Source organism: Azospirillum himalayense, from assembly GCF_042657465.1.
Classification (GTDB): Bacteria; Pseudomonadota; Alphaproteobacteria; order Azospirillales; family Azospirillaceae; genus Azospirillum; species Azospirillum himalayense.
In genome coordinates, this window is sequence record NZ_JBHSLC010000042.1 from 49,235 (window position 1) to 60,876 (window position 11,642).

The 11,642-nt window shown below is 71.1% G+C and carries 9 protein-coding genes; all 9 read right to left on the reverse strand.

What is annotated here, in order from left to right:
* Position 1: 1 nt before the first annotated feature.
* On the reverse strand, positions 2–1,711 hold the full coding sequence (locus ACFPMG_RS20140) for an ATP-binding cassette domain-containing protein (protein WP_376996910.1): 1,710 nt from the start codon (positions 1,709–1,711) through the stop codon (positions 2–4).
* A gap of 9 nt (positions 1,712–1,720) precedes the next feature.
* Positions 1,721–2,482, reverse strand: coding sequence for a substrate-binding periplasmic protein (locus ACFPMG_RS20145; protein ID WP_376996911.1), 762 nt, complete (start codon positions 2,480–2,482; stop codon positions 1,721–1,723).
* Positions 2,479–2,649, reverse strand: coding sequence for a hypothetical protein (locus ACFPMG_RS20150; RefSeq protein ID WP_172428501.1), 171 nt, complete (start codon positions 2,647–2,649; stop codon positions 2,479–2,481). Before ACFPMG_RS20150 ends, ACFPMG_RS20145 begins: the two co-directional genes overlap by 4 nt.
* Before the next feature lie 42 nt (positions 2,650–2,691).
* Complete coding sequence (locus ACFPMG_RS20155) at positions 2,692–3,207, reverse strand: YcjF family protein (RefSeq protein WP_014197918.1); 516 nt, start codon at positions 3,205–3,207, stop codon at positions 2,692–2,694.
* Between the two features lie 381 nt (positions 3,208–3,588).
* Positions 3,589–6,867, reverse strand: a complete 3,279-nt coding sequence (locus ACFPMG_RS20160; RefSeq protein ID WP_376996914.1) for a type VI secretion protein IcmF/TssM N-terminal domain-containing protein — start codon at positions 6,865–6,867, stop codon at positions 3,589–3,591.
* The gene (locus tag ACFPMG_RS20165) at positions 6,855–7,580 is read right to left on the reverse strand and encodes a hypothetical protein (RefSeq protein WP_376996916.1); all 726 of its coding nucleotides are present in this window, start codon (positions 7,578–7,580) and stop codon (positions 6,855–6,857) included. Before ACFPMG_RS20165 ends, ACFPMG_RS20160 begins: the two co-directional genes overlap by 13 nt.
* Positions 7,577–8,041, reverse strand: coding sequence for a hypothetical protein (locus tag ACFPMG_RS20170; RefSeq protein WP_376996917.1), 465 nt, complete (start codon positions 8,039–8,041; stop codon positions 7,577–7,579). The genes ACFPMG_RS20165 and ACFPMG_RS20170 overlap by 4 nt, the downstream gene beginning before the upstream one ends.
* A gap of 1 nt (position 8,042) precedes the next feature.
* Positions 8,043–8,426 carry a hypothetical protein gene (locus tag ACFPMG_RS20175; protein WP_376996919.1) on the reverse strand — a complete coding sequence of 128 codons (384 nt, stop codon included), beginning with the start codon at positions 8,424–8,426 and terminating at the stop codon, positions 8,043–8,045.
* Positions 8,427–8,440: 14 nt separating this feature from the next.
* A complete protein-coding gene (locus ACFPMG_RS20180; protein ID WP_376996921.1) occupies positions 8,441–11,527 on the reverse strand; it encodes an ABC transporter substrate-binding protein in 3,087 nt (1,028 codons plus the stop codon).
* Positions 11,528–11,642 lie beyond the last annotated feature (115 nt).

The following is an 11,642-nucleotide window of genomic DNA, read 5'->3' on the forward strand; positions in this document are numbered from 1 at the left end:
GTCACGCGGTCTCCTGGAGCAAAGCCGTGGCGGGGCGGGACGCGGCCTTGTCGGCCGGCGTGTCCATCTGCCCGTTTGTCATGTGAATGGTGACGTCGCAGACCGACGCGGCGTTGCCGTCGTGCGACACGAAGATCACGGTGCGGCCGAGCGCCCGCAGCTTGCCGATGATCTCGTTGGTGAAGCGGGTGCGGAACTCGGCGTCCTGGTCGGACGTCCATTCGTCGAGGATGATGATCGGACGCCCCTCCGCGACCGCGACGGCCAGGGCGACGCGGCGGCGCTGGCCCTTGGACAGGTCGCGGTTCAGCAGGCCGTCGCCGGTTTCCGGAACCAGATGGTCGATCTTCAGATAGGCCAGCATCTCGCGGAACAGCTCCGCGTCGAAGGTCGGCCCTTGCGGCAGGCGGGTGAACAGGTGGTGGTCCTGGAACACCGCGCAGAACAGGTCGCGGTAGGATTCCAGCCGGTCGCCCTCCACTTCCTGCCCGTCGAGCAGCACCTGCCCCTCGTCCGGTCGGAACAGCAGCGGGATGACGCGCAGCAGGGTGGACTTGCCCGACCCGTTGGCGCCGACGATGCCGACGACGCTGCCCGCCGGGATGGTCATGTCGATGGGACCGATCACGAAGGGCTCGGGCCGCAGCCCGGCGCGGTAGGCGAAGCGCACGTTGCGCAGCTCGATGGCGGAGAAGCGGCGCGGCGCGCGGGCCAGCTTCGACGGCGCGTATTCCGCCGCCGGCATGGCGGCGAGCAGGGTGGTGAGCTGGTTCGCCGCATCCTCCGCCGCGATGTAGTCGGGCACGGCGTTGAGGAACTTCGACAGCGGCCGGGCGAGGAACAGGATGACCGAGGTCACCAGCGGCAGCTCCGCCGCCGACAGCGCGCCCATGCGCGGGAAGATGAAGACGAAGACCGCGGAGAAGCCGATGACGATGGTGGCGATCCAGGAGAACAGCTCGCCCAGATTGCGCCCGTGGCGCCGCTTCAGGTCCTCCCATTGGGCGACGTCGGCCTCGACCGCCTGGGCCAGCTCGTCGCGCCGCGCCTTGCCCAGCTTGATCTCGGCGTTGCCGCCGACAATCTCGGAGAAGCCCTGGAGCATCCGCACCTCGGACTCCTTGGCTTGGCCCAGCAGGGCGCGGGTCCGCTGCGCCTCGCGCACGTACCAGCCGCCGATCATCGCGCCGGCCACCAGGAGCAGCGTGGCGCCCACCGTGGTCAGCGTCCACAGGTAGAGGTAGGCGACGACCGCCACCAGCATCATGTTGGCGGCGATCGACAGGTTGGGCAGCAGCGCCGCGATGCGCTCCAGATGGTGGTTGCCGAGGTCGAAGGAGCGCCGCGCCTGCATGTCGAGGATGTCGGCGTGGTTGCCCAGCGTGACGGTCTGCAGGAAGCGCCGCCGCACCCCGGCCAGCGCGCTGAAGCCGGTGGTCAGCACCAGCCCGACGAAGCGTTTGCTGAAGCTGTAGGAGACCAGCAGCGCCAGGCAGAAGATCAGGAAGGGCGTGTCCAGCACCTCGCCGCGCATCCAGCCGTTCAGTTCGGCGCTGAGGCTCATCAGGCTGATGAGGTTGGCGGCGGCGGCGACGCAGCCGGTCACCACCAGCCGGGTCAGGATCTCACGGTCGGCCAGCCCGATCAGGGGCAGCAGAGCCGAGACGGGCCGGCTGGGGGCGACACGCTTGGCTGTCTTGCTTTTGCTCATCGGCCCGCCTCACTCCGCCAGCCAGGAGTCGAGGATGCGGGTGATCGTGCCGTTGTCGCGCAGCTTGACGAAGGCGGCCTGCAGCCGCTCCGCCTTCTCCTTGCGCGCCTTGGGCATGGCGATGTAGCGGGGGATCAGGCCCAGCGGCTTGGGCAGGACGCGCACGTCCTTCAGCCGCCCGTCCTGCTTGGCCATGTGGTTCAGCACATGCAGGTCGCCGACGATCACGTCCACCCGGCCCAGGATCAGGCGGCGGAAGTTGACCACGTTGCTGCTCGACGGGACCTTTTCCAGATAGGTCGCGGCGTCGAAGTCCGGCGCGTAGGCGAAGCCGTCGACCACGCCGATGCGGTAGGGGGTCAGGTCCTCCAGCCGCTCGAAGGCGATGGGGGAGTCCTTGCGCACCATGAAGACGGTCGTGCCGGTGCGGAACGGGCCGATCATGTTGTACTGCGCGAAACGGGCGGGCGAGGCGATGAACTGGAACCCGACGTCGGCGGTGTTCTCGTCCATCGACCGGACGACCTCGGTCCAGGACAGCGGCCGGTGGACCGGCGTGATGTTCAACTCCTTCAGCAAAGCGACGACGATCTCGGTGTCGATCCCCGTGCGGGTGCCGTTGAAGGAGTAGTTGTAAGGCGGGAAATGGTCTTCCGACGCGATGGTCCAGTATTCGGCGCGCGCCGGAAGGATCGCGGCGAACAGCGCCAGCAGGACCGGCAGCAGGAGCCGCAGGGCCGGGCGGAGGACGGACGCCGTCGCCACCGTCATGCCTTCGCCCGCTTCTTGCTGCGGGTGGTCAGCAGGATCATCACGAGAAGGGCGCCGGGCGGTGTCAGAACCACCGCCAGGAAAGCGTAAAGCAGGAAGCCGCCGCGGCGGCCGATCCCCAGAAACCCGACCAGCAGGCAGAGACCGATGTAGATCAGCTCGAACACGGCGATGCTTCCTTCTTTGCCCGGCGCCCCGGCGTCGTGCCCTTAGCCGGCCTTCTGGACCGGCTGCTCTTCCATCTGCGGCGCCGCGGCGGGGGCCTCGCCGGCCTCGTTCTTGGCGGCGTCGTTCCGGGCGGCCTCGAACTCCTTGCGGAAATGCTCGCGCATCGTCTCGACATCGAAGTCCAGCAGCGTGCCGCCGGTCTCGAAGTGCTGCGCGAACACGCGGCCGAGCGCCTGGGTGGCGGCCAGCGACAGCGCCGGCATGACGGCGACGCCCAGGGCGGTGCCGATGAACGGAACGGCCTTCACGGCGGAGCCGAGCACGCTGGAGCTGAGCGCGCCGGGCATGACGCCGCCCATCAGCGCGCCGATGATCGCGCGGGTGCGCTCCTGCGCGAACTCGATCTCATAGAGCTTGGCGAGCTTATGGATCAGGTTGAGCTGGGCCACGCTGACCGCGGCGACGTCCGCGCCGGGAACGGGGATGAGTCCGAAGGCGCCCGAGGCGTAGCTGTGATACTTGATCAGTTCCTGGGCGCGCTTCTTGCGGTCTACCATGATCCGAAACCTTTCGAGGGTCAGGTGAGGTTGATTTCAGGTGGAAACGATAGGCTCAGACACACGTCTTGGGACGTTATGCGTCGAAAATTTGGCATTCCGAAAGAAACAAAACATCGCCAATCAACCGCCTTCCCAGCGATTGGTAAAAGAATGCCCCTATTGTCGCTGGTAAATTAGAGATCGGGTCTCAGGACTGTCGTTAAGCAGAGAATGACTGCCCAACGATTCAATATGTCCCAACGACTTGATACATTTTCAGTGCTTAACAACGCATTAAATGCCTATGACTACCGTCGGAGATTTTGTTGGAAGCTGCGTCATATTTCTACGAATTGTAACAAAATTCATCATGAGCTTTTCTTTGTATAATGAAATTCACTACCTCTGCGGGAAACGCGACGGCAGATCGAGGGCGCGCGCCGGAAGTTCGTTGCGCCCGCCCGTGCCGACCGCCGCCCCCAGCACCAGGACGGTGTCGCGCACCGGCTGTCCCTCGATGGTCTGCGTGGGCAGGGCGACGCGCAGCAGCAGGCCGTCCCGCGACGACGACGGGGCGTGGCCTTTCAGCAGGCGCAGCAGCGCCCACGGCCCGCGCTCGGCCAGGGTGATGGTGTCGCCGGTCGCCGCGGCGGTTCCGCCCGTCGGCGCGCCCTTCGGACGGAAGGGCGACCCGGCGGCCCAGCGGGCGCTCAGCAGCACCGGCTGGCCCGGCGTCCAGGCGAGCGTCCCGCCGTTGGCCGTCGCCCCCACCGCGCTGGCGCCGGAACGCACCGACCAGTCGATGATGTGCTCCGCCCCGACCTCCTGCGCGCGGTTGGCGCCGTAGGTGAGGCGGACGCTGACGGGGGCCGGGCGCGCGATGGCCTCCAGCAGGGGCCGGGCGGCTTCCATCCGCTCCATGAAGGCGGCGACCTCGGGCGTCGCGGTCCGCATCACCGCCGCCCGGTGCTCGTCGAGCTGCCGGAAGAAGCGGCGGACGTCCTGCGGGTCGGCGTCCTGCGCGCCGCGCGCCTGTTCGGAGCCGACGAAGGGGAAACGCCCGGCAAGGGTCTGCGTGAAGGCGGTGGACAGCTTCGACAGGGCGACGTCGCTGTCCGGGACAGGAGCCTCCACCGGCATTCTGGGCGGGATCGGCAGATGCGCGACGACGGCCGGCTCCTCCACGACGGCGGGCGGTGGCGCCGCGGGTTCCGGCGACGGGGCCGGCCGCGGAGGAGGGGGAGGGGCCGCCGCGACCGGCTTGGCCGGCTCCGCTTCGGGCGAAATGAGCTTTGGTTCCGCGGGCTTCGGTTCTGCGGGCTTGGATACAGCGGGCTTGGCCTCGGCCGGCTTGACGGCTTCGGCGGGCGGAGCATCAGGAGCCGGCGCGGGCAGGGCGGCGGCCAGGGCGTCCGGCAGCGCGGTCACCGCCGGGTTGAGAACCAACGCTCCGCCGTCACCCACCGCGAACAGGGCGCCGGTCTGCGGCGCGTCCAGCGCCAGGACGGCGGCGCGGGCGCCGGTCGCGGCGGTGGACAGGGCCTCGGTGATGCGGTCGGTGGTGTCGCGGCCCGGCAGATCGGCGATGGCCGCCTTCTGGAGCGCCACCCGGATCGCGTCGGGCAGGCCGCGGGCTGGCTCCTGCAAGGCGCCGGCGATGGGCCAGGCGACGGCCTCGGCGACGGCGCTGGTCAGGCGACGGACGTCGTCGACATCCTCGGCGGTCGGCGTCTCCGGCAGGCCGCGCAGCCGTTCGGCCAGGGCCTCGGCGCGCTGGCGGAGCGGGTTGCGGCTGTACAGCTCCTCGGCCAGCGGGGCGGCGAGCTGCACCGATTCCGCGCGCACCGCCGCGGCGATGGTCCGGGCGTCGAGGTTGGGCAGGTCGGCGCCCGCGGCGATGCGGGTGATGTAGCCGTCCGTCGCCGTCATCGGCGACCGGGGGACGGCGCCGTAGACGCTTTCGGCCAGCGCGTTCAGTTCGTCGAAGCCGCTGTTGCGGCGGAAGCGGTCGTAGCGTTCCAGCGCGTCGCGCCGTCCGCCGATGCGGTCGAGCTGCTCGGCGAGCCGGCGGAAGGCGGGCAGATCCTCCACCCGCTGCGGGCTGGCGACCGGCGGCAGGTCGGCCATGGTGGCGCTGGGCAGCAGGGCGTCGCGGATCGGCCGCAGCACCGAGCGGCGTAGCGTGACGGAGGCGAGCCGCTTCTTGTCCTCGTCAAAGCTGCTGAACAGCGAGGTCGGCAGCAGCGGGGTGGCGAGGGGACTGCGCTCCATCACCGCCGTGGCGGCGATCACCCGACCGGCCAGAGCCCCGTCGGTGACGGCGTCGCGCGCCAGCAGCGCCCGGCGCAGGTCGGCGGTGGCGGCGGCGACCGGCGGGCTGCCGGCGGACACGCTGGACACGCCCTGCCACGCGGCGACCGACAGGCCGGCGACCGAGGCGGCGAGCGCGGCCTGGGCCATCCGGCGGCGCTTGTGGGCCTGCTGGTAGGCGGCGTCGGACGGCCGTCCGTAACCGGCCTCGGCGAAGGCCCGGCCCGGCAGCAGGTTGCGGGCGAAGACCGGACGGCGCCCACCGGTGGCCGGGGCGTAGGCGCCGGTCAGGGCGATGCCGCGCAGCGGGAAAGGCTCCGCCTGATCGTCGCCGCCCAGAACGCCGTCGAGGAACAGCGCCAGCGGATGGCGCAGCGTGTCCAGGGACGCCGGAAGCAGCGGCAGCCGCACCCCGGCGGTGCCGGCGGCGAAGGCGTCGGCTTCCAGAACGGCGATGTCGGCGGCAATGGCCTCGAACGCCTCGTCGATGCGGCGCGGCTCGAAGGGCTTGGCCCAGTCCTGCGGGTTGGTCCAGCCCAGCACGCCGTCCAGCAGGGCCGACGGCATGGCGGCGCAGAGGTCGGTGAAGCCGTCCAGAGCCTCGGCGCGGACCACGACCACATGGACAGGGCCGACCACGCCGAGATCGTCGCGCAGCGTCCGCAGGCGCTCCCGCAGGGCGGCGCCCCGCTTGGCCAGCGCGTCGCGCGGGCCGGGGCGCTCGGCGGCGGCGCGCAGCTCGTCGGCGCCGACCATCAGCAGGATGCCGTCCAGCGGGCGGCGCATCGGCCGCTTGCGCATCGCCGCGACCAGCGCCGGCCAGGACGCGCCCAGCCGGGAACCGTCGGCGGAATCGGCACCGGCGTGCAGGATCGCGGCCCCTTCGCAGAACCACCAGCAGCCGTTCTCGCCGTTGCCGTCCTCCGGCCAGCGGACATGGGTCGGGTCGGTGGCGAGCAGGGCCGGGCCGCCGACGCCGAAGGCGAGAAACCACGGGATGTCGCCGCGGCGCAGGGGACCGCGCATCTGCCGCGTCAGGATGTCCAGCCCCTCGCCATAGACGCGGGCGTTGGGCGGCGTGTTGGCGGCGGCCTTCGTCGGCGGTGGCGCCTCGGCGCGGACGCGCAGCGGCGCCGGCGGGGCAGGGCGGCGCGCGGGCGCCTTCTTTTGGGCGGTGCCCTTGGAAACGGGCTTGCGCCGCCAGCTTCGCAGCTTCGGCCAGATCATCCGGCCGAGGCGGTAGAAGATGTAGAGCGGCAGCGCCAGCAGCGCGTAGGGCGCCAGCGTGACGGCGAAGGACAGCAGATAGACGATGGCGGAGCCGATGGTGGAGAGCACCAGCTCCAGCGTGAGCATCAGTAGGACCATGACAGCCCCATGTCCTCGACCGCAGCGCGGGCGCCGCTCAGATCGCGTTGAATACCGCCGACGGCGCCAACCCACAGCAGGTGCGAGACGACGAGGAACAGCACGGCGGTCCCGCCGACCGCCCACCACCAGCGCCGCCCGGACGGCGCGAGGTAGCCGGGCATGGCGCCATCGGGCGGTTCGCAGGCGCGCGGGCTGGGATGGCTGGCCGCGGCGCGCTCGCCTACGACGATGCGGTGCAGGGCGGGGCGGCGGGCGGTCGCCTGGGCGTCGTCGGGGAAGCCCAGCGCCAGCGCCGCGAGATAGACGGCGGCCAGCCCACGGTCGGCCTTGTTGCCCTGGCGGATCAGGTCGTCGGCCTGCACAAACAGGGTTTGCAGCGTGGCGTTCGCGCCGAACAGGCGGCTGGAGACCACGGCGTCGGCGGGCCGCGTCTGGGCCAGCGCGCGGTCGGCCAGCATGGCCATGGCGAAGACCGCCTTGACCACCGTGCCGTGCGCGCCCGGCCCCTGGGAGACGGCGGCGCCGCTCATGCCATGGAGCGTGGCGGTCAGCCGGTCGGCCACCGTCCCCGCCGGGGCCTGCGCGTCGGCGCAGCCGGCGAGCAGGTCCTCCTGGAAGGCGCGGAACAGGGCCAGCGTGCCGGCGGGCTTGGCCCCCGCGGGGGGCGCCTTCGCCGGGTTGGCTTGCGCCAGGGCGGGTTGGGCGGTCACGGCGTTCCCTCCGTCAGCGGGGCCACGGTGAAGGTGTCCCGTCCCAGCCGCACATCCAGGGCGCCGGCGCCGTCCAGCGCCTGCCGATGGGTGCCGGGTGCGCCGTACAGCGCGTAGACGAGGGTTTGGGTTGGGGTAGTGGCGAAGGGCGGCAGGCTGTGCAGCAGCACGCTCTGGCCCGGCACCATCTCCCAGGAGGCGATGGCGATGCGGTTTCCGGCCTCGGCGCTCAGCGTCTCGCGGTCGCGGAACCAGCCCGCGGCGTCAAGCCCGGCCAGCCGTCCGGCCAGCGCCGGGTCGGCCACCCGCACCACGTCGACGGCGACCGGGCGTCGCCCGTTGGCGTCGGGCTCGGCGACGATGCGCAGCACGGGCATGTTCGCGCGCCCCGTACCGGGGGCCGGGGCGCTCGCGGCGCAGCCGGCGAGCGTCAGGGCGAGAAGCATGGCGAGGCGCTTCATGTCAGCCACCGCCGCCGGGCGCCGACTGGCCGGCACAGACGTAGCCCGCCGGGGTGTGGCGGTACCAGTTGCCGGTCGCCTCGGCGCAGGGGGCGAGCACGCGGTCGTTGCGCTGCGGCTGCGCCGCCGGCGAGGGTGTGGCCGGTGCGGCGTCCACCTCGCGGGCACCGGCCGGACGGTTGGTGACGACGAAGCCGTCCTCGTCCTCCTCCACGATCATCACGTAGCGGGCGCGCTTGGCGGGGTAGCGGATGCCGACGTCGTAGTCGCCGTCGGCCACCTTCTCCAGGATCGCGCCGGGGCGGTCGCTGCCGAGCGGCGCGCAGCCCGTCCCGGCGAGCAGGACCGGCAGCAGCGCCGTCGCGGCGATCAGGGTTCGCATCATCGGAATGTTCCTGCTCATGCCGGAATCGCCCGGCGCTGGGCGTTGGTGGCGACCGCTGCGGGGCCGGCGGCCTCCATCAGGTCGGGCGGGGTCGGCTCGATGCCGGCCTCGGCCAGCGTGCGGTAGACGGACCGCCAGACCAGCTCCGGCACGACGAAGCTGGCGTCGTAATCCTCGACCCAGAAGAACAGGTTGTACTTGCACAGCCATTGCCCGTTGACGCCGCGGATGCCGTCGTAGCGGACGAAGGGCGGGCCGCCGGTGGCGCTGGGCATCACCTTGTCGGCGTTCTGCAGGGCGGTGGTCAGCAGGCCGCCCATCCGGCCGGGGTCGTGGCGGGCGTCGGCGTAATATTCCAGCTTCATCGACACCCGATCGACCGCGCTGAAATTGATGACGGTCGCCTCCGACACCTTGGCGTTGGGCATGGCGACGATGAAGCCGGCGACGTTGCGGATGCGCACCGTGCGCCACGTCATGTCGACCACGACGCCGCGCACCAGATCGGTGATCTGGATGCTGTCGCCGATCTGGAACGGCCGCTCGATGTTCAGGACGATGCCGGAGAAGACGTTGGCGATGTTGGCCTGGATGGCGAGGCCGATGACCATGCCGACGAGGCCGGAGGCGGCGAGCAGGCTGGTGATCGGCTGCTTCAGCACGAAGGCGATGATGCCGCAGCCGGCGAAGCCGAAGACGATCAGGGTGGAGAAGCGGCGGACGATGCCTGGGATCTTGCGCTGGGTGCGGATCTCCAGCGGGGTCCAGACGAAGCGCTCCAGCGTGCGGTCGACCAGGATGGCCGGCACGATCCACCACAGCACGTCGACGCCGTTCACCACCATGGCGATCCCGCTCGGCGGCAGCGTCGCCACCGCTTGGTCCAGCGCGATGTTGCCGGCGGACATCAGCAGCAGCGGCCAGGACAGGATGCGCATGAACAGCGTCTGGATCTTCCAGAACTGGCCGCGGTCGCGGCGGTCCATGAAGGCGGCGAAGACCGCCAGCACGGCGCTGAAGATGGCGATGTAAACGAAGAAGTCGCGGTGGATGAAGTCGCGCGCCGCCGGGGAGTCCGGTGCCGCGACCACGCCGAAATCGACGCGCGAGAAGTCCGGCTGCGGGCGCCCGAAGCCGACATAGTTGGGATCGCCCTCGCTGCCGACCGAGGCGACGTCCTGCGAGATCCAGGCGCGCGACAGGCGCCAGCCGGGCGACGGCGCCAGCACCCGCTTGGCGCGGAGCTGGTCGAGCAGGGTGGAGCTTTCGCTCTCGCCCTCCAGCGCGCGGCGGAAGCGGTCGGCGAGGCCGGGATCGGCGGCCGACGCGGTCTCCGCCGCGGCCATCGCCTTCAGCTTCTCCACGAAGTCGTTGGTGTCGACCAGCGACATGCCGAGCACGTCGGTGACGAACATCACCGTGTTGCGGTTCTGCGTCCGGTGGCGGAAGCTGACGCCGACCGTCTGGCTGCCGTAGGGCGGGCGCTGGTCGAAGACGTTCAGGGCGAAGCGCCCTTCGATCCGGTAGGCGACGTAGGTGGTGACCTCGCCGCGTTCCTCGCGGTAGGGCTTACCCAGCTCGACCGGCTTGACCGCGTTGGTGAAGACGACGTCCGCCGGGTTGAAGGCGCCGCGGTAGCGGAACCAGATCGTCAGGTTCAGCGTCGCCTCGTTGGCGTCCGGGTTCAGGTCGCGGATTTCATGGAGCTGGACGCCGGTGTAGATGACGTCCGTCTTGTACATGAAGCGGTCGTTGACGTAGAGCGCCCGGCCCTTGGTGACCTCCTCCAGGAAGTTGGAGACGCCGGCCTCGCGGATCGGCTGGAGCTGGGTCAGCGCCGCCACCGGGTTCAGGCCGTTGTAGGAGGCCATCATCACCGGCAGGGTCGCTTGGCCGCGGCTGTCGAAGGTCCAGGTGCCGACCGTGCCCTGGAAGGCGGTCTCGGCGCGGTCGTGATCCGCGATGGCGCGACGCAACGCCTCGCCGTCCGGCTTGCCGGTGGTGACGTTGGTCTTCGCGATGGCTCCGGCGATCAGGTCCACGCCGTCTGCGCCCAGCGCCGCCGCCCAGTCGGGCACCGCGTTGAAGCGCTTCACATACTGGCCGTAGAAGCGCTGCGCCCGCTCGTTCGCCGTGTCGAACAGCACGGGCGAGGACACCAGCAGGCCGTGGCCGTAGGCTTCCGGGGTCAGCGCCTTGGGGTTGGCCTGCGCCTGGGCGACGATCTCGGTGCGGAAGGCCGACGAGGCCATCTCCGAGCTGCCGGCGATCAGGTTGCGCACCCCGGCGTCGCGCAGCGCCACCACCACCCGCGCGCTGTCCACCGCCGACCCGATGACGACGACGGCGCCGGTCGGCATCTTCTCCTTGACCGCCTGGGCCAGCGCCGGCAGGGCGGACGCACCGCCGCGGCCCGGCGCGAAGGTCCATTGGCCGACCAGCTTGGTGCCGAAGCGCTGGAGGATCGCGTCGAACTGCCCGGCCTGCGATGCCGCCTGCTCGCTGTCCTCGCGGACGATGGCGACGGTCGGCTCGCCGACCACGTTGCGCACGTAGTTGGCGAGGAAGCGCGTCTCGTGCGTGCGGTCCAGCGTGATGCTGAACAGCCAGGGGCTCGGGGCGGCGTCGGCCGGGCGGACCAGCGGGCGCGGGGCGATCAGCGGGATCTGCCGCTGGGCGTAGATCGCCGTGGCGCTGTCTGCGGCGTCCGGCGTGTGGCCGATCACCGCGAGGACGGAGGGATCGTTGGAGACGCGCCGGGCGATCTCCAGCGACTTGCCCTTGTCGCCCTCGTCGTCGATGGGCTTGACCACCACGGGACGGCCGGCGATGCCGCCCGCCGCGTTGATGGTGTCGGCGCGCAACGCCGCTCCCTTGCGCAGGGCCAGCCCCAGCGCCGCGTCCGGCCCGCTGAGCGGCCCGACGACGGCGACGGTCAACGGCTCGCGCGCGCTGTCGCCGAGGAAGCCGGCGCGGACGACCAGGGAAACCAGCACGGTGACGAGCATCGCCGCCGCCAGGATCAGCGCGAAGCGCGCCTTTTTGGTCAGGTGCGACCAGCGCAGCGGCGGCCGGGAGCGGGGCTGGAGCGAGCTCAGCATGGGGTGTCCGTTTGGCGGTGGGCGGTCGTTTCCCTCTCCCGCCCCGGGAGAGGGAAGGGGCCCGCGAAGCGGGAAGGGTGAGGGTGAATGCAAGGATCGGGCGGTCGCGCCGTTG